This window comes from Streptomyces sp. V2I9 (assembly GCF_030817475.1).
In the GTDB taxonomy this organism is placed as follows: domain Bacteria; phylum Actinomycetota; class Actinomycetes; order Streptomycetales; family Streptomycetaceae; genus Streptomyces.
This window is the reverse complement of record NZ_JAUSZJ010000002.1, coordinates 2,314,623-2,337,009: the sequence shown is the minus strand read 5'-3', so window position 1 is coordinate 2,337,009 and position 22,387 is coordinate 2,314,623. Positions and strand designations below refer to the sequence as shown.

Genomic DNA, 22,387 nt, shown 5'->3' with positions numbered 1-22,387 from the left:
CCGCGTGCTCCCTTTCGGTTCGGGGTCGTGACACGTGGACGCGCGTAGATGTTCGGTTACCGGACGTCGTCGCGCTGACCGGCCCTTATGTGCGGGCCGGTTCGGGGCCCTGATTCCGGAGACCGGATTCTGGACGAGGACTTCCGCTGAGCGGACTGGCTCGCTACTGTCCCCGCCATATGAACGCCCCGTGGCAACGCCGCCGCGGAGCGCAGCCGGTGCCTGCCAGACCGGCGGCCTCTCCGTGCGTCGCCGCTGGGACCGGCGTCGCAACCGCTGGAGCCGGGCCGTCGTCGCTCACCCCGAAGAGGAGAGGGCGTCGTGACAGCGGAGACCTCCCAGACGCTCGACCGAGGACTGCGCGTCCTCAAACTGCTCGCCGACACCGACCACGGCCTGACCGTCACCGAGCTGTCCACCAAGCTCGGCGTCAACCGGACCGTGGTCTACCGGTTGCTCGCCACCCTGGAGCAGCACGCCCTGGTGCGCCGTGATCTGGGCGGCCGTGCCCGGGTCGGTCTCGGCGTGCTGCGGCTCGGCCGCCAGGTGCACCCGCTCGTCCGGGAAGCGGCGCTGCCCGCGCTGCGCTCCCTGGCCGAGGACATCGGGGCCACCGCCCACCTCACGCTCGTCGACGGCAGCGATGCCCTCGCGGTCGCCGTCGTCGAGCCCACCTGGACCGACTACCACGTCGCCTACCGGGCCGGTTTCCGCCACCCGCTGGACCGGGGCGCGGCGGGCCGGGCCATCCTCTCCGCACGGCAGGCCACGGACGCCGCCCACCCCGGCTACACCCTCACCCACGGCGAACTCGAGGCCGGTGCCAGCGGGGCGGCCGCGCCCCTGGTCGGCGTCTCCGGCGTGGAGGGCAGCGTAGGGGTCGTCATGCTCGCCGACGCCGTCCCGGAACGGGTCGGGCCCCGCGTGCTCGACGCCGCGCGGGAGGTCGCGGACGCGCTGCGGTAGGCGTGTGCCCGTACGAGGGGTACGCGTACGGGGCAGGCGCCCGTCCTGTCCACGGGCCCGAGGAGTGCGGGGGAGGGCACGCGCGGGAAGGGGCCGAGGCGCGGGGCGGCGTACGCCGGGCGCGTTCCCGTTCCGGCGCGGCGGTTAGATTGGGTGCGTGCTCTCTCGTCTCTCGCGCCCCCGTTTCCTCGCCCTCTGCGCGCTGCCGGTCCTCGCCCTGTTCGGTACGGCGGCCTTCGCGCCGCTGCCGTTCACCCTGGCGCGGCCCGGCGTGACCGCGGACGTGCTCGGCAAGGACGACGGGCGGCCGGTGATCACCATCTCCGGCGCCGAGACCCGGCCCACCGACGGCCAGCTGAGGATGACGACGATCCTCGCCACCGGGCCGAAGGCGGACGTCCGCGTCGGTGACGTGTTCGACGCGTGGTTCCGGACCGACCGGGCGGTCATGCCGCGCGACTCCGTCTACCCCACCGGCGGCTCGGAGAAGGAGATCGAGAAGCACAACCTCGACGACATGAAGGAGTCGCAGAACGTCGCCGTCGACGCCGCCCTGAACTACCTGGACCGCGAACCCGGTTCGATGCGGGTGGCAGTGGACCTCGGCGACATCGGCGGCCCGAGCGCCGGGCTCTTCCTCTCCCTCGGCATCATCGACAAGCTCGACGGCGACGGTTCCGGCGGCGGCCTCACCGGCGGTCGCACCATCGCCGGTACGGGGACGATCACGGCGGACGGCAAGGTCGGCGCGGTCGGCGGCGTGTCCATGAAGGCCCAGGGCGCTCACCGTGACGGGGCGAGCGTCTTCCTGGTCCCCGAGGCCGAGTGCGCCCAGGCGGAGGCCGAGGCGCCCGACGGGCTGCGGGTCGTGCCGGTCAGAACGCTGGGGGACGCGGTCGGCTCCCTGAAGGCCCTCCGGTCGGGCGGGAAGGTGCCGAGCTGCTGACCTGCGGCGGCACGGCGGCCCGCACTGCCGGTGGTCTCCAGAGCGAACCAGGGGACGCCGATCAGCGTCAGTGAAGTGCCCGCCGTCGAGATGGAGTTGGCGGCGAGCGTGGCGGCCGGTGGAACACGGTTCGCCATGGTCCTCCTCCTTCCCCGGCTCGCCGGCTACGCCGGATGGAACGCGGTGGCGGCGCGGGGTTCGGGCGTGGCCGCCTCCCGGCCCCGGGCCGTCAGCCGCAGGCCCACCTCGACCAGCGTCCAGCCGACCCGGGCGCGCAACGGGGTCCGAGGGAGGCGGAACTCATGTGCTGAGGCGGTGAGTTCGGTGGACTCGATGGTGTGCAGGAGGTGGTGGACGTCGGCGTGCATGGCGGTCTTCCCTTCAGGTGGTGGGGTGTTGCGGGGTGCGGTGCGGTCACTCGGAGCGGCGCGGGAAGAGGTGCAGGTGGGTGCGGACGACCGCCGAACCCTCGGTCTCCTCGGGGACGGCGTCCCGGTAGCTCTCCACCAGCTCGTGCACCCTCCGGGAGAGCTCCATCGCCAGCTCCGGGGTGAGACGGATCTTGAAGTCGCTCATGTCCCAGCTGCGTTGCCAGTCCTCCGGCCAGTCGCCCACCGTGCCCAGCCAGGTGTTCAGCTCCTGGGCGTGGGTGGTGGCCGTCTCGTGCAGGACGAAGTCGATGGCTCCGCGCACCTCCGGATCGGCGTGCCGCCGGAAGTCGGAGCTCTCGAAGACCGAACCGTCGTGGACCGACCGCCACCAGCGCTCGCGTCCCTTGCCCAGCTCCGGTGCGTCCTCGACCAGTCCGGCCAGGGCCATCTGCCGCAGGTGGTAGCTGGTCGCTCCGCTGGACTCGCCCAGTCGCTCGCCGAGCCGGGAGGCGGTGGCCGGGCCGAACTCGCGCAGCGCGTTGAGCAGTCGGAGTCGCAGGGGGTGTGCGACCGCGCGCAGGGTGCGGGCGTCCACGGTGTGGATCCTGCGGTCGGCGCCGTCGTGGTGGTGGGGGCGGGGGCCGCTCTCGTTCTCGGGCATGTCTCCGACAGTAGAGTTACAAAGAATGCTTTGCAAGGTTTTTTTGCAAGCCACTCTTTGCAACTTCCCCCGGATGGCTCCCGCCTTCCTCCCGCGCGGCTTGCCCCTCCTCACCCCTCCTCGATGAACCCCTCCTCCACCAGCCACTCCTTCGCCACCTCGTGCGGGTCCTCGCCGTCCACGTCCACCTTGGCGTTCAGCGTCTGCGCCACCTCGGTCGTCAGCTTCCGGGCGAGCGGGTCCAACAGCTCGGCGATCACCGGGTACTTCTCGAACGTTGCCTCGTGGACGACCGGGGAGGCGTTGTAGTTGGGGAAGAAGTTCTTGTCGTCGCGCAGCACGTCCAGGTCCATCGCCTTGATCCGGCCGTCGGTGGTGAACACCTCGCCCAGCAGGCAGGAGTCGGACTCGGAGACCTGGGTGTAGATGATCCCCGCGTCCATCTTCCGGATGTTGTCGGCCGGGATCGTCATCCCGTACTTCTTCTCCATGCCCGGCAGCCCGTCGTCGCGGGAGGCGAATTCGTTCTCCACGCAGACCGTCACCGCGCCCGGATCCTTCTTCGCCAGCGCGGCCACGTCCGAGAGGGTCCTCAGCCCGTACTTCGCGTTGTTCTTCTTGCTGATGGCCAGCGCGTACGTGTTGTCCAACGGGGCCGGGGGCAGCCAGACCACCCCGTGGCCCCGGTCCTCGTCCCGTACCGCCTCGTACTGCTTCTTCGGGTCGACGATCGGGTCCGCGTGGCCCAGGAAGGTGATCCACCCGGTGCCGGTGTAGTCCCACTGCGCGTCGGCGTCGCCGTTGATGATGGCCTCGCGGGCGCTGATGGAACCCGGCAGGTTCGTCCGGTCCAGGACCTCCGCACCGGCCGCCTTGAACACCAGGCCGGTCATCTGGCCCAGGATGATGTTCTCGCTGAAGTTCTTCGAGGTCACCGTCAGCGTCGCGCCCTTGAGCGGCTCGCCCTGTCCGACCGACCCCGGCGACACCTCGTCCACCATCGGGGACCCGCTCTTGAGCCCGCACCCGGCGAGCAGCAGGGCCAGGGACAGGGCGACGCATCCGCCCGCGAGAGCCCCGCGCCGGGGACCGTACGTACCCGTCACCGCTCCTCCAACCCGCGCGGGGTCAGCGCCAGCTCCGCCAGCGACGCCAGCCAGTCCACCAGCAGGGCCAGCACCACCGTCAGCACCGAGCCGATCACCAGCACCGGCATCCGCTGCGTCTGGATGCCCGACGTGATCAGGTCGCCGAGCCCACCGCCCCCGCCGAACGTGGCCAGCGTCGCCGTGCCGACGTTCAGCACGAGCGCCGTCCGTACACCCGCCAGGATCAGCGGCACCGCCAGCGGCAGCTCCACCCGCAGCAGCACGCCCCGGCCGGACATCCCCATCCCGCGCGCCGCCTCGATCATGTTCGGCTCGATCGCCCGCAGGCCCGCCACCGTGTTGGAGAGCACCGGCAGCACCGCGTAGATCACGATGCCGATGATCGCCGTGCGCGGGCCGATGCCCAGCCAGATCACCAGCAGCGCCAGCAGGCCGATGGCCGGGGTCGCCTGCCCGATGTTGGCCAGCGCGGTGAAGGCCGGGGCCGCCTTCCGCAGCCGCCGCCGGGTCAGGGCGATGCCCAGCGGGATCGCGATGACCAGCACCCAGAACGTCGAGATCGCCGTCAGCCGGACGTGCTGCCACCAGCGCAGCTGAACATTGCCGCCGGTCAGCGAGTTCTCCGCGATCGAGTCCAGGTGGACGTTGGTGATCCACACGTACGTGATCACCAGGACGGCCACCAGCACCGCCGGCAGGACCACCAGCTTCCGCCAGGTGATCCGGCGTTCCGCCGCGACCGGGGCGGGGAAGGGGTCCCTCTCCTCGTCATGGAACGCGTGGCCCCGGACGTCGTGTTCGCCCGGCGGCCGGGCCGGGGCCGGCTCCTTCCCGGAGCCGGCCTGGTGGCTGGGGCTCATACTCCGCCGCCACCCCCCTCCAGCTCCTGCTCCGTCCGGTGGACGCGCAGCTCCTCCAGCTCGTGCTGGTGCTCCATCGCCGTCAGCCGGTCGGCCTCCAGCAGCTCCTGCACGTTGTCCATCAGCGTCTTCATGTCCACGACCCCGATGAACTCGCCGCGCCGCCCGGTCACCGCCACCCGGCCCCCGCTGTCCGTCAGCACCGCCTCCAGCGCGTCGTGCAGCGTGGCGTCGCGGGTCACCGTGTCGTGCACCAGCTGCCCGGCCCGCGCCAGCGAACCGCGCGCCCGCATCAGGTCACCGCGCCGCAGCCACTTGTACGGGCGGTTGCGGCGGTCCAGCATCAGCAACTCGTTGTGCGGGCCGTCGCGCAGCTTGTCGAAGATCGTCTGGAGCGGGTCCTCGACCGTCACCGTCGGGAAGTCCGCGATCCCCACATCCCGTACGCGGGTCAGGTTCAGCCGCTTGAGGGCCGCGCCCGCGCCGACGAACCCGGAGACGAAGTCGTCGGTCGGGTTGGTCAGGATCGCCTCGGGGGTGTCGAACTGCGCGATGTGCGAACGCTCCCGCAGCACCGCGATCCGGTCACCCAGCTTGATCGCCTCGTCGAAGTCGTGGGTGACGAACACGATCGTCTTGTGCAGCTCGTGCTGGAGCCGGATCAGCTCGTCCTGGAGGTGGTCGCGGGTGATCGGGTCGACCGCGCCGAACGGTTCGTCCATCAGGAGGACGGGCGGGTCGGCGGCCAGCGCCCGCGCCACGCCCACCCGCTGCTGCTGCCCGCCGGAGAGCTGGCGTGGATAGCGGCCGTGGAACTCGCGCGGGTCCAGGCCCACCAGGTCGAGCATCTCCTCCACCCGGTCCTTCACGCGGGCCTTGGACCAGCCGGTCATCTTCGGGACCAGCGCGATGTTGTCCGCGACCGTCATGTGCGGGAAGAGGCCGGAGGACTGGATCGCGTACCCGATCTTGCGGCGCAGCTTCACCGGGTCGATGTCGGTGACGTCCTCGTCGCCGATCCGGATACGGCCCGACGTCGGCTCGATCAGCCGGTTGATCATCTTCAGCGTGGTGGACTTCCCGCAGCCGGAGGGGGCCGACGAAGACCACGGTCTCGCCCGCCCTGATCTCCATCGACACGTTCTCGACGGCCGGGTTCGGATTCCCCGGATAGCTCTTGGTGAGGTTCTCCAGCTGGATGGTGGCCCCGGAGGTGGCGGCGGTCCCCTCCACCGGAGCGGTCTCGGTCTCAGGCACGGATCCCCCTCGGGATGGTCAGCCGTCCCAGCAGGACGTACGCGGCGTCGAACAGCAGGGCGAGGACGACGATGCCGAGCGTGCCCGCGAGGACCTGGTTGATCGCGTTGGCGCTGCCCAGCGAGGCGATGCCCCGGAAGATCTCGTTGCCGAGTCCGGGCCCGGAGGCGTACGCGGCGATGGCGGCGATGCCCATCAGCATCTGCGTGGAGACCCGGATGCCGGTCAGGATCGGTGGCCAGGCGAGCGGCAGCTCCACCCGGCACAGCCGCGCCGTCCGCGACATCCCGATGCCCGTCGCCGCGTCCACCAGCGACGGATCGACACCGCGCAGGCCGACGACGGAGTTCCGGACGATCGGCAGCAGCCCGTACAGCGTCAGGGTGATCACGGTCGGCGCGACGCCGAGGCCCACCAGCGGGATCAGCAGACCGATCGCGGCGAGGGAGGGGATGGTGAGGACCGTCGCCGTGGAGGTGATCGCCAGCGAGCCGCCCCAGCCGCTGCGGTAGCTCACCACGCCGATGAGCACACCCAGCACGGTGGCGATGACCATGCACTGGAAGACCGCGCTGACGTGCTGGAACGCGTCCGTCAGGAGCTGCTGGTGCCGGGTGCTCAGATACTCCCAGAAGCTCACACGGCGCTCCTTCGGATCGGGCGGGCCTCCCGAGCCCTTCGCTCAGTCGGTGTCCTCGGCCGCCTGTTCCACCAGCGGGATGATCCGCAGCGGCACAGGGTTCTCCATGACGATCGCCGTGGAGGCCCGGACGATGCCATCAAATCCGACAACCCGGTCGATCACTCGCTGGAGATCGGCGTTGGAACGGGCCACCAGGCGGCAGAACATGTCGCCGTGCCCGGTGGTCGTGTGCAGCTCCAGCACCTCCGGTACGCCGTCCAAGTGCGCCCTCACGTCCGCCCCTTGGCCCTGTTTGATCTCCAGCGTGGCGAACGCGGTGACCGGGTAGCCCAGCGCCGCCGGGTCCACGTCGGGTCCGAATCCCCGGATGACGCCATTCGATTGAAGCCGGTCCAGCCGCGCCTGCACGGTCCCGCGCGCCACCCCGAGCTGCCGGGACGCTTCGAGGACGCCGATGCGCGGTTCGCGCGCCAGGAGCACGATGAGCCGCCCGTCCAGATGATCGATCGCCATGACGCCGCCTTCGGTGGTCAGCCTGCACAGATAGTCCGGCCATCATGGCGATCGGCTGTGCATATTGACCAGTGAATGCGCAAACTGTTGCGCACCTTGCGATGTAGGGAGAGCCTTCGAACATGACTGAGACTCTGCACACCAGCCCCGAAAGCGCCCGGCAGGCCGACCCCTTCCCGGTGAAGGGGATGGACGCGGTCGTCTTCGCCGTGGGCAACGCCAAGCAGGCCGCGCACTACTACTCGACCGCCTTCGGCATGAAGCTGGTCGCCTACTCCGGACCGGAGAACGGCAGCCGCGAGACCGCGAGTTACGTCCTGACCAACGGCGCCGCCCGGTTCGTGTTCACCTCCGTGATCAAGGCGTCCACCGAGTGGGGCACGTTCCTCGCCGACCACGTGGCCCAGCACGGCGACGGCGTCGTCGACCTCGCGATCGAGGTCCCGGACGCGCGGGCCGCGTACGCCTACGCCGTCGAGCACGGCGCGCGCGGCATCACCGAGCCGCACGAGGTCAAGGACGAGAACGGCACCGTCGTCCTCGCCGCCATCGCCACGTACGGCAGGACCCGCCACACCCTGGTGGAGCGCTCCGGCTACGACGGCCCCTACCTCCCCGGCTTCGCGGCGGCCTCGCCGATCGTCGAGCCGCCCGCCAAGCGGACCTTCCAGGCGATCGACCACTGCGTCGGCAACGTCGAGCTCGGCCGGATGAACGAGTGGGTCGGCTTCTACAACGAGGTCATGGGCTTCACCAACATGAAGGAGTTCGTGGGCGACGACATCGCCACCGAGTACTCCGCGCTCATGTCGAAGGTCGTCGCCGACGGCACGCTGAAGGTCAAGTTCCCGATCAACGAGCCGGCCATCGCGAAGAAGAAGTCGCAGATCGACGAGTACCTGGAGTTCTACGGCGGCGCCGGCGTCCAGCACATCGCGCTCGCCACCAACGACATCGTCTCCACGGTCCGCTCGATGCGCGCCGCCGGTGTGCAGTTCCTGGACACCCCCGACTCGTACTACGACACCCTCGGCGAGTGGGCCGGCGAGACCCGCGTGCCGGTCGAGACCCTGCGCGAGCTGAAGATCCTCGTGGACCGCGACGAGGACGGCTACCTGCTGCAGATCTTCACCAAGCCGGTCCAGGACCGGCCGACCGTCTTCTTCGAGATGATCGAGCGCCACGGCTCCATGGGCTTCGGCAAGGGCAACTTCAAGGCCCTGTTCGAGGCGATCGAGCGCGAGCAGGAGAAGCGCGGCAACCTCTGACCCGTACCCCCGGTACGGAAACGCCGCCGCGGTCCGGGGCAGTACCCCGGACCGCGGCGGCTCCCGTCGTTCCCGGCCCCGTCACGGAGCCCCGACCCGGCTCACGCGCCCGTCGCCGCCGGGGCCGCGCCGCCCGTCCCGGCCGCCCCGGACGCCGCGGGCTCCCGCGGCGGCTTCGACGCGGAGGGCGCGGGGGCCGGTGCGGATGCCGGCGGCTTCGAGGCCGCCGGAGCCTCGGGCTTCGTCGCCGGGGCGGGCTCCCGCTCCGGCTCCCGCTCCGGTGCCGGCGGGGGCGGAGGCGGCTGCGCGTCGCCCGGACCGCCCGACGGCGGCTCGCCCAGCGCGTCCAGCGCCTCACGGGCCAGCGGCGCGGCGAGCGGCGAGAAGGCCGGGTTGGTGCGCACCGCCTGCTCCAGGTTCCGGCGGGCCGGACCGTAACGTCCCAGCTCCCGCTGGATCGCGCCCAGGTGGTACGCGTACGAGGCGTTCCGCACGCCCGTGTCGGCGGCCCGCTGCGCGTACTCCAGGCCCTCCTCGGACCTCCCGGCCCGGTGCAGCGCCCAGCCCAGCGCGTCCGCCACCGCCGCGCTGCGGTGCTGCCCCCGCCACTGGGCGCGCAGCAGTTCCACCGCCGTGTCCGGGTCCCCGTGGTCGGCCTCGAACCGGGCCAGCACCAGGGACTCGTCCACCCCGGCCCTCTTGGCCGCCGCCACGATCTCCCGCAGCTTCGCGTACTGGGTGCGGGCGTCCCCGTCCAGCCCCAGCGACGCGTACAGCTCGCCCAGCTCCAGCGCGTACTGAGGGCTCGGCAGCTTCTCCAGCGCGCTCTGGTACGCCGCCAGTGCCTCGTCGGTGCGCTCCAGCGCGACCAGCGCCCGTGCCCGGCCCGCCGGGGAGGCGTGGTGGCCGGGGTCCGTGCGCAGGGCCGCGTCGAATTGAGCCAGCGCTTCCTCCGGCTCACCCCGATCCCAGGCCAGCTCGCCCAGCCGGTGCAGCGCCTCGGCCTTCTCGGCGGGCTGCGTCGCCCGGTCCGCCGCCTCGCGGGCGGTGGCCAGCGCGTCCTCGCGCCACCCCTGCCCCCGGTACAGGTCGGCGGTGCGGGCCAGGGCCGGAACGCCCTTGCGCAGCTCGCCGAACTTCTCCGTCGCCGCGGTGGCCGCCTTCCGGTCGCCGAGCCCGGTGTACGCGTCGATGAGTACCGGGTACACGCTCCAGGCACTCGGCTGCTGCCTCTTCACGCTCTCGCCCCACCGCTTCGCCGCGAGGTAGTCGTGCCGGGCGTTGGCCAGGGCCGCCAGCCCCACCCACGCCTCCCCGTTCCCGCGCTCGCCCGGCCGCGCCTCCAGGGAACGCTTCAGGGCCCGTTCGGCGCGCGCGTAGTACGCCGGGTCGCCCGACCGCCGCGCCCACTCCACGTACGCCGCGCCCAGCACCGCCAGGGACGGCGCGTCCTTCGGATGGGACTCCACCCACTTCTGCCGGTCCCCGATCAGCGCGGTGAGGTCCGAGAGGGAGGCCGGGGAACCCGCGGTCGTCGCCGCCTCGGCCCGTTCGACCGGTCCCGGTTCCTCCGGCTTCCCGCCCTCCCGGCCGTCCACCGCCACCAGCGCCCCGGCCAGCAGCACCCCGGCGGCCACCGCGCCGAACGCGGCCCGGCGCAGCGTCGTGCGCAGCGTGGGCGGGGGCGGGGGTAGGGCGGTGGCGCCTTCGGCGGGCAGCGCGTACGGGTCCTCGGGGGACGGTTCGGGCGGCTGGCGGGGCTCCGGATCCTGCTGCGGCATGACATCCATGGCCATCACTCTGCGTCAGTCATACGAGCACACCGTCTCTGGGGATCGCTCCCGCCCACGGGTTCACACCATTGGCCCCGAGTGCCACGCTGGGATCATGAGCGATCTCCTCGAACGGCTGCGCACGGGACTGCCCCGCGAGGCGCTGATCACCGATCCGGACATCACCGCGTCCTACGCCCACGACATGGCGAGCTTCTGCGAGGCCGGCACCCCGGCCGTCGTGGTGCTCCCGCGCACGGTCGAGCAGGTCCAGCACGTCATGCGCACCGCCACCGCGCTGCGCGTCCCGGTCGTCCCGCAGGGCGCCCGTACCGGCCTGTCCGGCGCGGCCAACGCCTCGGACGGCTGCATCGTGCTCTCCCTGGTGAAGATGGACCGCATCCTGGAGATCAGCCCGGTCGACCGGATCGCCGTCGTCGAGCCGGGCGTCGTCAACGCGGTGCTGTCACGCGCTGTCGACGAACACGGTCTGTACTACCCGCCGGACCCCTCCAGCTGGGAGACGTGCACCATCGGCGGCAACATCGGCACCGCGTCCGGCGGCCTGTGCTGCGTGAAGTACGGGGTCACCGCCGAATACGTGCTGGGTCTGGACGTCGTCCTCGCCGACGGACGGCTGCTGACCACCGGCCGCCGCACCGCCAAGGGCGTCGCCGGATACGACCTGACCCGGCTCTTCGTCGGCTCGGAGGGCAGCCTCGGCATCGTCGTCCGGGCCGTCCTCGCACTCCGGCCGCGGCCGCCCCGGCAGCTCGTCCTCGCCGCCGAGTTCCCGTCCACCGACGCCGCCTGTGACGCGGTGTGCCGGATCATGGAACGCGGTCACACGCCGTCACTCCTCGAACTGATGGACCGTACGACCGTGCGTGCCGTCAACGCCCTGGCCTCGATGGGCCTGCCCGAGACCACCGAGGCGCTCCTCCTCTGCGCTTTCGACACGCCGGACCCGGCCACCGACCTCGCCGCCGTCGGGGCCCTCTGCACCGCCGCCGGGGCCACCGAAGTGGTCCCGGCCGATAACCCGGCCGAGTCCGAACTCCTGCTCCAGGCCCGGCGGCTGGCCCTCACCGCACTGGAGGCCGTCAAGTCCGCCACGATGATCGACGACGTCTGCGTCCCCCGCTCACAGCTCGGCGCGATGCTCGCCGGCACGGCGGCCATCGCCGACGAGTACGGCCTCACCATCGGCGTCTGCGCCCACGCCGGCGACGGCAACACCCACCCCACGGTCTGCTTCGACCAGGCCGACCCCGACGAGTCCCGCCGGGCCCGCGCCTCCTTCGACGCGATCATGGCGCTCGGCCTGGAGCTGGGCGGAACCATCACCGGCGAACACGGCGTCGGTGTCCTCAAGAAGGAGTGGCTCGCCCGCGAACTGGGCGACACCGGCGTCGAACTGCAACGCTCCATCAAGGCCGCCTTCGACCCGCTGAACCTCCTCAACCCCGGCAAGCTCTTCTGACACCCCTCCCGTCCGTCCGCCGTCACGCCTCGCCGTCCTGGGAGGACGCGTCGTCCGACGACCACGGATCGCTCAGCCACAGGTCGTCGGCCGGCAGCGGGGCCAGCAGCTCCGCCAGCGCCTCGTCCATCCCGAGCCGGTCGCTCTCGGTGCCCGGCGGCACCACCCGCAGGGTCCGCTCCACCCAGGCGGCCACGGCGGCCGAGGGCACCTCCAGCAGGGCGTTGCCGTCGGGGGAGGTGAGGGCCACGCAGATGACGCTGCGGCCCGCGACCTTCGTCGGCCAGATGCGCACGTCCCCGTGCCCGCACGGCCGGAACACGCCCTCCACCAGCAGCTCCCGCGCGAACGTCCAGTGCACGGGCGACTCGGAACCGATGTGGAACGCGACGTGCACCGCGAACGGGTCGTCCGTGCGATACGTCAGCCGGGCGGGCACCGGGATGGACCGCTCGGGGGACAGGACCAGCTTCAGCTCCAGCTCACGTTCCACGACGTTCATCATCGACATGCACAACCTTCCGGTACTCATGGGCCGGTCCCGTGACCGTCCCGCACCAGGAGAGAGCGCCCACCCCGCCACCTATTACGCGACTTCTCGAAAAAACTTCAGGCGGTCCCGAAAGAGGTCCTGAACGGGTGGACCTGCCCGAGGGCGGGCGGCTGTCTGATAGATGTGGACCCTTGTATTGAGGCCGTCCGCCCGCAGCGCCGGGGACGGCCTGTGGCCGCGAAGAGATACGGGACCCGCTGATGAGCGCGCCAACTCCGGCACCCGGTGACGAAAGCCCGCGCGAGGGCTACTACCCCGACCCCTCCATCCCCGGCTACGTCCGGTACTGGAACGGCGCCTCCTGGGTCCCCGGTACGAGCCGCCCGGCGCCCGCCGCCCCGGCGGCCGGTGCGCGGACCGCGCCGGCGGAGGAGACGGGCCCGATCTTCTTCGACGAGGAGGAGGCCACCCTCCAGGACGGGCCGGGGACGGTCGCGTCCGGTCAGGACGGCACGGGGAAGGCCGTGGCCGGTTCCGGTGAACCCACCGCGCGTCCGGAGGAGCCGGGGTCCGTCTGGCAGGCGGACACCGCGCGCCAGACCGGGTTCGGCGGCGCGGGGGACCGCCGGGTCGACTGGGGCGGGCCCGCCGGACCGCCTTCGCCCGGACCGGCCGCGTCCCCGGCCGACCCGCGCACGCCGGTGGCCCAGGACCCGACCGGCGGGGCGCTGCCCGGCATGCGGGCCGAGGGCGGCGGGCCCTCCGCACGGGAGGCCGCCGGGACGCGGCCGCCGACCGACGGGACGGTCACCATCCGCGCGACGGGGGCGCGGCCCCCGGCCGGCCGGGGCGACACGCCGGGGCCCGACGGCGTACGCCCGGACGCCCCGCAGCCCGGCCCCGTACCGCCGGCTCCGGTCGGCGCCGGTGCGCCGCAGGGCCCGCAGAACCTGAGCGCGGCCCGGCACAGCATCGCCCCGGCCCCCGAGCCGCGGGCCCTTCCGGCCCCGGCCCGGCCGACGCCGCATCAGGCGCCGCAGGGCCGGGCGCCGCAGGGCCAGGCGTACCCTCCGGCGCTGCCCGCCGCACATCAGGCTCCGCAGTCGCAGCGGCCACCGCAGCCCCAGGCGCACGTCCCGGCCCCGCAGCCGCACCTGCCGCAGGCGGCGGCTCCCGGCCGGCTCCCCGCACCCGCTCCGGCCCCCGCCGACCCCGTCGGCACGCCGTCCCCCGTGCCCGCGCCCCCGGCCGCCCCGCACACCCCGCTGACGCCGGGGGCCGGCGGCGGTTCGGCCTCCTGGGCGCAGCAGGTCCACCACCTCGCCCAGCCCGAGCAGCAGCAGTTCCCACCCCGGGCGGCGGGAACCGGGCAGCCCGTCGTGCCCTGGAAGCCGCCGGTCGACGACCCCTTCCAGCAACTCGCCCGCAACCAGGCGTCGGCCCGGCCCGCCGGGCTCGGCAAGCGGTTCGCCGCCCGGCTGGTCGACAACCTGGTGCTCGGCGCGGTCGTCGGGGCGGCGGCGATCCCGCTGACCGTTCGCGCCCTCGACCACATCGACCGGAAGATCACCGCGGCGAAGGAGACCGGACAGACCGTCACCGTCTGGCTGCTGGACTCCACCACCGGGGCCCTGCTGGGCGCTCTGCTCGCCGCCTTCCTGCTCCTCGGTTTCCTCCTGGAGGCGCTGCCGACGGCCAAGTGGGGCCGGACGCTGGGCAAGAAGCTGTTCGGGCTCGACGTACGGGACATCGAGTCGCACGAGCCCCCGTCGCTGGGCGCGGCCCTGCGCCGCTGGCTCGTCTACGGCGTGCTGGGGCTGCTCGTGCTCGGCGTGGTCAACGTCCTGTGGTGTCTGTTCGACCGTCCCTGGCGCCAGTGCTGGCACGACAAGGCGGCCCGGACGTTCGTGGCGGGCTGAGCCACTGCCGTACCGCCGCCCGCTCACCGGCACGTCGTCATCCGCATATCCGACAACCCGGCCGGGCGGGCGGCGACATGCCGGACGGACCCGGATGCCACCACGCGTCCCCCGAACGCGCCTGAGCCGTTGCGGCCCCTTCCGGTGCGGGATGCACTGCCCCCATGAGCAACGACCACCCGACGCCCGGCCAGCCGCCCGAGGACGACGATCCGTTCCTCAAGAAGCCGCAGGAGCCCCCGCCGCCGTCGGCGGGTCAGCCGTACGGAAGTGCGCCGCCCCCGCCGCCTCCGCCCCCGCCGAACGACCCGTACGGCAGCGGCGGCGGCTTCGGGGCGCCCGACCCGCTGGCCGGGATGCCCCCGCTCGCCGAGCCGGGGAAGCGCATCCTGGCGCGGCTCATCGACTTCCTCGTCATCTCGATCCCGCTGTACCTCATCTCGCTCCCCTGGGGCGGCGCCGTCGACGTCAACGGGGACGGCGACGACGGGTTCGGGGACGCGGTCGCCAGTGGGTACAGCGGGCAGCAGCTGGTGTGGTCGATCATCGGCCTGGTGGTGTACGTCGCCTACGACACCTACTTCACGCACAAGGACGGCCGCACGCTGGGCAAGCGGCTGCTGAAGATGCGCGTCGCCATGCTCAACGACGGCCGGGTGCCCGACACCGGGGCCGCGCTGATGCGGGCCGTCGTGCTGTGGGCCCCGGCGCTGCTCTGCTGCCCGTGCCTGTGGTGGCTGATCAACATCGTGCTGATGTTCACCGACAAGCCCTACCGGCAGGGGTTGCAGGACAAGGCCGCCAAAACGGTCGTCGTCACCGTCCGTTGACGACCGCCCCGGTGATCGCCGTCCTAACGACGCAGCGAGTGCTCGTCCGACCGCGCCGACGGACGCCCCGCCGGGACCCGCTCGCGGGTTCCGGCGGACAGGAGGGCGTGGTGCGTCCGGGCGTCGGCCGGGCCGGGCTCGGCCGCCGCGGCCCGCGCTCCGGCGCGGGCGGCCGGCAGCCGCAGGGCCACCAGGAGACCGAGGGCCAGCGCGACCGCCGCGGCGGCGGCCACGGCGACGACGGACTGGGCGCGGAACAGCAGCAGCAGGGCGAGCGTCGAGACGACGACGGTGGCCGAACCGTAGGCGAACTGTGCGGCAGTCGGACGCGGCATGACGGTTTCCGTCCTCGGGACGTCGGATGGGCGGATCGATCGGCACGATCGGGGGCGCCGAACGACCCTACGACGGTGGGTGCCCGCCCCGGACCGGTAGTAAGCGTGACCTAACACACGGTACTGGTGCACAGGGGGCGCACGGAGTCACGTCTCTCACGGACCGGACGGTGGGACGCGCCTGTGGAAGCCGCCGCGGTGGCCGAATCCGGACTGCTGGCGTTCCTTTACCGTTCCCATACCGTCCGCATACCGGAAACGCGCTCCGCATAGAGCACTTGGTCTGTTCAAGTCAAGGTCTGTCTTTTCTCTCATAACTCCGATCGAATGTCGTCACTTGTGACGCGTTGACGCGCGCGGCCCTCTTCACACCCCCCAGGCCGCAGCGCGAACGCCCGGGGAGGACTGCATCAAGTGACCAATCAGAGACGGGCGCTTCGCGCCGCCGCCGTTGTCGTGGCCATGGCCGCGACTGCCGCGACGGCGTCGACCTTCGCCACCGCCCAGGCGCATGACGGCTCATCGGCTTCCGGTGTCTCCAGCGTCGACCGCCGTGACCCGGCGCCGGCCAAGGGGCACGTGGAGCACAACCTGGAGGGCCCCTTCAGCGAGCAGCAGGCCGCCCAGCGCGAGGCCGCGCTGGAGCAGGTGCTCGCCGGGGACAAGAAGGTCGCGAACCGCGGAGGTTCCAAGGTCGTCAAGCTCGACGACAAGAAGTACGTGGAGCTCGGCCGGGAGAAGACCGACAAGATCTTCACCATCCTGCTGGAGTTCGGCGACCAGGTCGACGACACCACGATGTTCGACCCGGACGGCGACGGCCCCAAGCCGCCCGTCAAGAAGTACGGCGGCGCCCCCGGCCCGGCGCACAACAAGATCGCCGAGCCGGACCCGAAGAAGGACAACAGCACCGCCTGGAAGGCCGACTACAACCAGGAGCACTTCCAGGAGCTCTACTTCGGCGAGGGCGAGGGCGTCGACTCGCTCAAGACCTACTACGAGAAGACCTCCTCGGGCCGCTACTCGGTCGAGGGTGAGGTCTCCGACTGGGTCAAGGTCCCCTACAACGAGGCCCGTTACGGCTCCAACTACTGCGGCCAGTCCAACTGCGCCAACGTGTGGGACGCGGTCCGCGACGGCGTGAACGCCTGGGTCGCCGACCAGAAGGCCAAGGGCCGCACCGACGCCCAGATCAAGGCGAACCTGGCCGAGTACGACCAGTGGGACCGCTACGACTTCGACGGCGACGGCAACTTCAACGAGCCCGACGGCTACATCGACCACTTCCAGCTGGTCCACGCCGGCGAGGACGAGTCGGCCGGCGGCGGCGCCGAGGGCACCAACGCCATCTGGGCGCACCGCTGGTACGCGTACGGCACCAACGCCGGTGCGACCGGTCCCGCGGACAACAAGGCCGGTGGCGCCCAGATCGGCGACACGGGCATCTGGGTCGGCGACTACACCGTCCAGCCCGAGAACGGCGGCCTGGGCGTCTTCGCCCACGAGTACGCCCACGACCTCGGCCTCCCGGACCTGTACGACACCTCCGGCGGCGGCGAGAACTCGGTCGGCTTCTGGTCCCTGATGTCGGCGGGCTCCTGGCTCGGCACCGGTCAGGGCGAGATCGGCAACCTGCCGGGCGACATGACCTCGTGGGACAAGCTCAAGCTGGGCTGGCTCGACTACGACACGGCCAAGGCGGGCAAGACCTCGCTGCACAAGCTGGGCGTCTCGGAGTACAACACCGAGAACCCGCAGGCGCTCCTGGTCGAGCTGCCGAAGAAGGCCGTCACCACCACCGTCGTCAAGCCCGCCGAGGGTGCGAAGCAGTGGTGGAGCGACATGGGCGACGACCTGTCGAACACCCTGACCCGCTCGGTCGACCTGACCGGCAGGTCCAAGGCCACGCTCGACCTTTCGGGCTGGTACGACATCGAGGCCGACTACGACTACCTCTACACCGAGGTGTCCGACAACGGCGGTACCAGCTGGACCGCGCTCGACGGCACCGCCGACGGCAAGGCCATCCCGCGCGACGCCAGTGACAAGCCGGCCCTGACCGACGTCTCGGGCACGTACAAGAAGCTCTCCTTCCCGCTGGACGCCTACGCGGGCAAGAAGATCGACCTCCGCTTCCGCTACCAGACGGACGGCGGCGCGGGAGGCAAGGGCTTCGCGGCCGACGCCATCACCGTCACCGCCGACGGCGCGGCGCTCTTCTCGGACAACGCCGAGGGCGACGACAACGGCTGGACGGCCAAGGGCTTCTCGCGGATCGGCGAGTCCTTCACCCAGGACTACCCGCAGTACTACATCGCGGAGAACCGCCAGTACGTCTCCTACGACAAGACGCTGAAGGTCGGCCCGTACAACTTCGGCTTCTCCACCACCCGTCCGGACTGGGTCGAGCACTACGCGTACCAGAACGGTCTGCTGGTCTGGTTCTGGGACACCTCCCAGAAGGACAACAACACCTCGGTCCACCCGGGCCAGGGCCTGATCCTGCCGGTCGACGCGCACGCCAAGCCGCTCACGTGGAAGGACGGCTCGCTCCTGCGCAACAAGATCCAGCCGTTCGACGCCCCGTTCAGCTGGTACCCGAACAAGGGCTTCACGCTCCACAACGCGGACGTGCCGCTCTACATCAAGCCCACCCCGGGCAACCCGGTCTTCGACGACCGCAAGGGCACCTACTGGTACAAGGAGAACCCCACGGGCGGTGTCAAGGTTCCTGACACGAACACCCGCATCTCCATCGTCCACGAGCCCCTCGACGGCCGCACGATGAGCGTGCTGGTCAGCCCCTCGGGTCGCTGATCACGTAGAACCGCAGGTCACACCATGATCGGCCGTCGCCCCCTAGCGGGCGGCGGCCGATCGTGTTTAGGTGCGTCTTGTCCACATCCTTATTGACACGACGTCTCACGGGGGAGCGCGGAGCATGGCAGGCGGAGGTTTCTGCAGGTTGCCGAACGGCACGGTGGTGGTCGCCCTGACCCTCACCAGACCGGCCGACGGCACAGGTCCCCACGGCGGTACGGGGGCGGGGCCGGGCGCCCCGGTACGGGTGCTGGTGCACGCGGCGAACCGGGCGCGCGCCCTGACCAGGCTGCGCAATCTGGGGCTGCGGGCGGTCTACCTGCGCGGCAACGACCGGCCGCCCACGCCGGACGAGGTCACGGCGGTGCTGCACCATCCGGACGGGCTGCTGTGGCGGACCGCTCCGCAGGAGGGCCCGGCCACCACCCGGCCGGGGGGCCCTGGGCCCCGGGCGTCGCAGCCTTCGCCGCCGTTCTCCTCGGCCCAGCCGCTGCCGTCGTGCCAGGAGCTGTGGCGGCCGATCAGGGCGCTGCTGGGCCCCTCCGGGCACGCCGGACCGGCCCGCCCGGCCGCATAGGGCTTCGACGGGCCGTACGGGGGCCCGGCGGCTACGAGGCGACGGTGGGCGTGCCGGAGAGCTTCACGCCCGCCGTACGCAGCTCCGCCAGGGCCCGCTCGGTGGTGGCCTCCGAGACGCCCGCGGTCAGGTCGAGGAGCACCTGGGTGACGAAGCCCTCACGGGCCGCGTCCAGCGCGGTGGCCCGTACGCAGTGGTCGGTGGCGATGCCGACCACGTCGACCTCGGTGACCTCGCGGTCGCGCAGCCACCGGGCGAGGCCGGTCCCGTTCTCGTCGGTGCCCTCGAATCCGCTGTAGGCGGCCGAGTACGCCCCCTTGTCGAAGACCGTGTCGATCGCCCCGGAGGCGACGGCGGGCGCGAAGTTCGGGTGGAAGCCCACCCCCTCCGTGCCGGCGACGCAGTGCACCGGCCAGGAGTCCACGTAGTCCGGGGTCGCCGAGAAGTGGTCGCCCGGGTCCACGTGGTGGTCGCGGGTGGCCACCACGTGGCGGTAGGCGGGCTGGGCGTCGCCGATCAGGTCGGTGATGGCGGCGGCGACATCGGCGCCGCCCGCCACCGCGAGGCTGCCGCCCTCGCAGAAGTCGTTCTGAACGTCCACGACGATCAATGCGCGGTGCATGGCGGGTGTCCTTCGGTGGGGGCGGATGCGGAGCGGGTGGGGATGGGGCGGTGCGTTCGAGGGTTTCGAGGGTTCGAGCCTAGGCACTGAAACGTCACAATCAAGCCCGTCCGTGAAACCGCCGGTTCCGGACCCGGCCGCTCCGGTCCGGGACCGGGCCGGTCCCGGACCGCGTCAGACGTACTCGGTCGGGATCACCGCCTCGCCGCGCGACAGCTGGACCGCCGACATCGGCAGCCCCGCCCGCGCGGCCACGTGCCGGTCCCGGACCGCGTCCAGCGGCTCGCGGGCGACCACCTCGCCGCCCCGCACCAGCTCCACCAGCAGCTGCCGGCCGGCCAGCTCCTCGGGGACCGGCCCGGTGCCGATCACCTCGGCCTCGGCGACGCCGTGCTCGTCGGTCCGGCGGGCGGCCCACTTGCGGCCGCCCTTCGACGCCTTCGCGCCGAGCGACTTCTTGGCCACCGGGACGAGCGGGGCGTCCGGCTCACCCGAACCGGCGCGGGCCACCAGCTTGTAGACCATCGAGCAGGTGGGGTGCCCGCTCCCGGTGACCAGCTGGGTGCCGACCCCGTACGCGTCCACCGGTGCGGCGGCCAGCGAGGCGATGGCGTATTCGTCCAGGTCCGAGGTCACCACGATCTTCGTGTCCGTCGCCCCCAGCTCGTCCAGCTGCTGGCGCACCCGGTGCGCGACCAGCAGCAGGTCCCCGGAGTCGATCCGTACGGCGCCCAGCTCCGGGCCCGCGATCTCGACGGCCGCCCGGACCGCCTCGGTCACGTCGTACGTGTCGACCAGCAGCGTCGTGCCCCGGCCCAGCGAGTCCACCTGGGCCCGGAACGCGTCGCGCTCGGTGTCGTGCAGCAGGGTGAAGGCGTGCGCGCTCGTGCCCACCGTCGGGATCGCCCAGCGGAACCCCGCCGCCAGGTCGGAGGTGGCGTCGAAGCCGCCGACGTACGCCGCGCGGGCCGAGGCGACCGCCGACAGCTCGTGGGTGCGGCGCGCCCCCATCTCGATGAGCCGGCGGCCCCCGGCGGCGGCCGACATCCGCGAGGCGGCGGCGGCGATGGCGGAGTCGTGGTTGAGGATCGAGAGGATCACCGTCTCCAGCAGCACGCACTCGGCGAAGGTGCCCTCCACCCGGAGGACCGGGGAGCCGGGGAAGTAGACCTCGCCCTCCGGGTAGCCCCAGATGTCGCCGCTGAAGCGGTAGCCGGCCAGCCATTCCAGGGTCGGCTCGTCCACGATCTGCTGCTGGCGCAGGAAGCCGATCATCTCGTCGTCGAAGTGGAAGTTCTCCACCGCGTCCAGCACCCGGCCGGTGCCCGCGACGACGCCGTAGCGCCGCCCCTCGGGCAGGCGGCGGGTGAACGCCTCGAAGACGGAGTGCCGGTCGGCGGTGCCGGCCTTGAGGGCCGCCTGCACCATCGTCAGCTCGTACTGGTCGGTGAAGAGCGCGGTCGACGGAACGCCGACCCGTCGCCCGAGGTCCGCTGTGTTCATGGCTGGAATGCTACCCCCTATTCGTCAAAGTGACGAGATGTGGGGTCCGTTTGTGCGCGGGGACCCTCCGGGTGGCAGCATGGGACAGGTGAGCGTTGCTACTCCGCTGGAGATCGAACGACCTGATTCCGCCGAGGAGACCTTCGTGGTCCCCGAGCCGGACGTCCCGTGGGTGACGCTCGTCCACAACGACCCGGTCAACCTCATGAGCTACGTGACCTACGTCTTCCAGGCCTACTTCGGCTACTCGAAGGACAAGGCCCACCGGCTCATGATGGACGTGCACCAGAAGGGCCGCGCCGTCGTCTCCAGCGGGAGCCGCGAGGAGATGGAGCGCGACGTCCAGGCCATGCACGGCTACGGGCTGTGGGCCACCCTCACCCAGGACCGCAACTGACCGACGGGCCGCCGCGCCCCGGCGCGCCCCGCCCCTGCCCCGTTCGACCCACCATCGGAGACCCCATGGCCGGCCATTTCGAGGCCACCCCAGGCGGCGGCGCGGCCGTCGCGCTCGACGAGGTCGAGATCTCCATCCTGCGCTCGCTCGCCGTCCAGCTGCTGGAGCTGATCGGCCCCGGCGGCCAGCCCGCCGAGGGTGAGGACCCGCTCGCCGCCCTCTTCGCCGAGGGGCCCAGCAAGCCGCCGTCCGATCCGGCGCTGGCCCGCCTCTTCCCCGACGCCTACGGCGGCCCCGACGGCCCCGCGGAGGGCGGAAAGCCGGAGGAGGAGCTGCGCGAGCTGTCCTCCGAGTTCCGCCGCTTCACCGAGATGGACCTGCGCTCCGGCAAGCGCGAGGACGCCCTCACCGTCGTCCGCACCCTGGACGCCCTCTCCCCGGTCGGCGACGGCGGCGCCGTCCTCACCCTCACCGGCGACGAATGCCGCAGCTGGCTGCGCTCCCTCAACGACCTGCGGCTGACCATCGGCACCCGGCTGGAGGTCTCCGACGACGACCAGGGCGAGGAGGGCTCGCTCTACCGGCTCCCCGACAGCGATCCGCGCAAGCCCATGGTGATGGCCTACCTCTGGCTCGGCGCGCTCCAGGAGACCCTCGTCGAGACCCTGATGCCGTAACCGGCCGTTCGGGCCTTTTCCGCAGACAGCCCCCGTCGGACCGGGCCGTCCGCCACGCCGTGGCGGACGGCCTTTGTTCGCTCAACGGACGCTCAGATCCGGGTAATGATCGCCCCAAGTCATTCGGGTCATTCATGCCGGACGGAGTCTCTTGTCTGCTTTTTCCTGTGGCGTGCGCCACATAATGCCTCAAGGTGTTCCATGACGGCCGTGATAAATCTTCACGACCGCCCGGGGAACGCCACCCCTGTTTCCCCGGGGCGCTGCACACCGGCCGAACGCCGGTCGCACTCCATCCATATCCGGGGGGATCAGGACCTGGTCCGCCGCCTCGTACGGCGCGCGGATCGGCGTGGAGAAAGGCG

General features: G+C 71.8%; 21 protein-coding genes and 1 pseudogene. 10 read left to right on the top strand and 12 right to left on the bottom strand.

Annotation, left to right across the window (positions count from 1 at the left end; translation table 11 throughout):
* Positions 1 to 321: 321 nt before the first annotated feature.
* Positions 322 to 966 carry an IclR family transcriptional regulator gene (locus QFZ71_RS10260; RefSeq protein ID WP_307667951.1) on the top strand — a complete coding sequence of 215 codons (645 nt, stop codon included), beginning with the start codon at positions 322 to 324 and terminating at the stop codon, positions 964 to 966.
* A gap of 157 nt (positions 967 to 1,123) precedes the next feature.
* Positions 1,124 to 1,912, top strand: a complete 789-nt coding sequence (locus tag QFZ71_RS10255) for a S16 family serine protease (protein WP_307667950.1) — start codon at positions 1,124 to 1,126, stop codon at positions 1,910 to 1,912.
* Positions 1,913 to 2,076: 164 nt separating this feature from the next.
* On the opposite strand, the gene QFZ71_RS10250 is transcribed toward QFZ71_RS10255, so the two are convergent.
* From QFZ71_RS10250 to QFZ71_RS10220, 7 genes and pseudogenes are all read right to left on the bottom strand, one after another.
* The gene (locus QFZ71_RS10250; RefSeq protein WP_307667949.1) at positions 2,077 to 2,280 is read right to left on the bottom strand and encodes a hypothetical protein; all 204 of its coding nucleotides are present in this window, start codon (positions 2,278 to 2,280) and stop codon (positions 2,077 to 2,079) included.
* 46 nt (positions 2,281 to 2,326) lie between these two features.
* Entirely contained in the window at positions 2,327 to 2,944 is a 618-nt protein-coding gene (locus QFZ71_RS10245) for a winged helix-turn-helix domain-containing protein (protein ID WP_307667948.1), read from the bottom strand.
* A 110-nt stretch (positions 2,945 to 3,054) separates the two neighbouring features.
* Positions 3,055 to 3,945: a glycine betaine ABC transporter substrate-binding protein gene (locus QFZ71_RS10240; protein ID WP_307671398.1), complete on the bottom strand. Its 891-nt coding sequence runs from the start codon at positions 3,943 to 3,945 to the stop codon at positions 3,055 to 3,057.
* Between the two features lie 101 nt (positions 3,946 to 4,046).
* Positions 4,047 to 4,913 carry an ABC transporter permease gene (locus QFZ71_RS10235; protein WP_307667947.1) on the bottom strand — a complete coding sequence of 289 codons (867 nt, stop codon included), beginning with the start codon at positions 4,911 to 4,913 and terminating at the stop codon, positions 4,047 to 4,049.
* Positions 4,910 to 6,170: pseudogene (locus tag QFZ71_RS10230) on the bottom strand (betaine/proline/choline family ABC transporter ATP-binding protein). Before QFZ71_RS10230 ends, QFZ71_RS10235 begins: the two are co-directional and overlap by 4 nt.
* Positions 6,163 to 6,810, bottom strand: coding sequence for an ABC transporter permease (locus QFZ71_RS10225; RefSeq protein ID WP_307667946.1), 648 nt, complete (start codon positions 6,808 to 6,810; stop codon positions 6,163 to 6,165). Before QFZ71_RS10225 ends, QFZ71_RS10230 begins: the two are co-directional and overlap by 8 nt.
* Before the next feature lie 42 nt (positions 6,811 to 6,852).
* Positions 6,853 to 7,326 (bottom strand): Lrp/AsnC family transcriptional regulator, encoded by a 474-nt coding sequence (locus tag QFZ71_RS10220; RefSeq protein WP_307667945.1) that lies wholly within the window; start codon positions 7,324 to 7,326, stop codon positions 6,853 to 6,855.
* Between the two features lie 122 nt (positions 7,327 to 7,448).
* On the opposite strand from QFZ71_RS10220, the gene hppD reads away from it, so the two are divergent.
* Positions 7,449 to 8,594: a 4-hydroxyphenylpyruvate dioxygenase gene (gene hppD / locus QFZ71_RS10215; protein WP_307667944.1), complete on the top strand. Its 1,146-nt coding sequence runs from the start codon at positions 7,449 to 7,451 to the stop codon at positions 8,592 to 8,594.
* A 101-nt stretch (positions 8,595 to 8,695) separates the two neighbouring features.
* Here hppD and QFZ71_RS10210 read toward each other — a convergent pair whose 3' ends face one another.
* Positions 8,696 to 10,384, bottom strand: a complete 1,689-nt coding sequence (locus QFZ71_RS10210) for a tetratricopeptide repeat protein (protein ID WP_307667943.1) — start codon at positions 10,382 to 10,384, stop codon at positions 8,696 to 8,698.
* A gap of 97 nt (positions 10,385 to 10,481) precedes the next feature.
* On the opposite strand from QFZ71_RS10210, the gene QFZ71_RS10205 reads away from it, so the two are divergent.
* Entirely contained in the window at positions 10,482 to 11,849 is a 1,368-nt protein-coding gene (locus QFZ71_RS10205) for an FAD-binding oxidoreductase (RefSeq protein ID WP_307667942.1), read from the top strand.
* A 22-nt stretch (positions 11,850 to 11,871) separates the two neighbouring features.
* Here the strand turns inward: QFZ71_RS10205 and QFZ71_RS10200 are convergent, their stop codons facing one another.
* A complete protein-coding gene (locus QFZ71_RS10200) occupies positions 11,872 to 12,354 on the bottom strand; it encodes an SsgA family sporulation/cell division regulator (RefSeq protein WP_307671397.1) in 483 nt (160 codons plus the stop codon).
* Between the two features lie 248 nt (positions 12,355 to 12,602).
* Here QFZ71_RS10200 and QFZ71_RS10195 point away from each other — a divergent pair, with 248 nt between their 5' ends.
* Together QFZ71_RS10195 and QFZ71_RS10190 are read left to right on the top strand one after the other, a co-directional pair.
* A complete protein-coding gene (locus tag QFZ71_RS10195; RefSeq protein ID WP_307667941.1) occupies positions 12,603 to 14,261 on the top strand; it encodes an RDD family protein in 1,659 nt (552 codons plus the stop codon).
* A gap of 164 nt (positions 14,262 to 14,425) precedes the next feature.
* Positions 14,426 to 15,091 carry an RDD family protein gene (locus QFZ71_RS10190; protein WP_307667940.1) on the top strand — a complete coding sequence of 222 codons (666 nt, stop codon included), beginning with the start codon at positions 14,426 to 14,428 and terminating at the stop codon, positions 15,089 to 15,091.
* Between the two features lie 23 nt (positions 15,092 to 15,114).
* Here QFZ71_RS10190 and QFZ71_RS10185 read toward each other — a convergent pair whose 3' ends face one another.
* Positions 15,115 to 15,426 (bottom strand): hypothetical protein, encoded by a 312-nt coding sequence (locus QFZ71_RS10185; protein WP_307667939.1) that lies wholly within the window; start codon positions 15,424 to 15,426, stop codon positions 15,115 to 15,117.
* Between the two features lie 414 nt (positions 15,427 to 15,840).
* On the opposite strand from QFZ71_RS10185, the gene QFZ71_RS10180 reads away from it, so the two are divergent.
* Entirely contained in the window at positions 15,841 to 18,243 is a 2,403-nt protein-coding gene (locus tag QFZ71_RS10180) for an immune inhibitor A domain-containing protein (RefSeq protein ID WP_307667938.1), read from the top strand.
* Between the two features lie 124 nt (positions 18,244 to 18,367).
* Positions 18,368 to 18,823: a hypothetical protein gene (locus QFZ71_RS10175; RefSeq protein WP_307667937.1), complete on the top strand. Its 456-nt coding sequence runs from the start codon at positions 18,368 to 18,370 to the stop codon at positions 18,821 to 18,823.
* Positions 18,824 to 18,854: 31 nt separating this feature from the next.
* On the opposite strand, the gene QFZ71_RS10170 is transcribed toward QFZ71_RS10175, so the two are convergent.
* Positions 18,855 to 19,445 (bottom strand): isochorismatase family protein, encoded by a 591-nt coding sequence (locus QFZ71_RS10170; RefSeq protein WP_307667936.1) that lies wholly within the window; start codon positions 19,443 to 19,445, stop codon positions 18,855 to 18,857.
* Positions 19,446 to 19,619: 174 nt separating this feature from the next.
* Entirely contained in the window at positions 19,620 to 20,948 is a 1,329-nt protein-coding gene (locus QFZ71_RS10165; RefSeq protein ID WP_307667935.1) for a nicotinate phosphoribosyltransferase, read from the bottom strand.
* A 79-nt stretch (positions 20,949 to 21,027) separates the two neighbouring features.
* On the opposite strand from QFZ71_RS10165, the gene clpS reads away from it, so the two are divergent.
* Together clpS and QFZ71_RS10155 are read left to right on the top strand one after the other, a co-directional pair.
* A complete protein-coding gene (gene clpS, locus QFZ71_RS10160) occupies positions 21,028 to 21,345 on the top strand; it encodes an ATP-dependent Clp protease adapter ClpS (protein ID WP_145800297.1) in 318 nt (105 codons plus the stop codon).
* A 65-nt stretch (positions 21,346 to 21,410) separates the two neighbouring features.
* Positions 21,411 to 22,022, top strand: coding sequence for a DUF2017 domain-containing protein (locus tag QFZ71_RS10155; RefSeq protein WP_307667934.1), 612 nt, complete (start codon positions 21,411 to 21,413; stop codon positions 22,020 to 22,022).
* Positions 22,023 to 22,387: the final 365 nt, after the last annotated feature.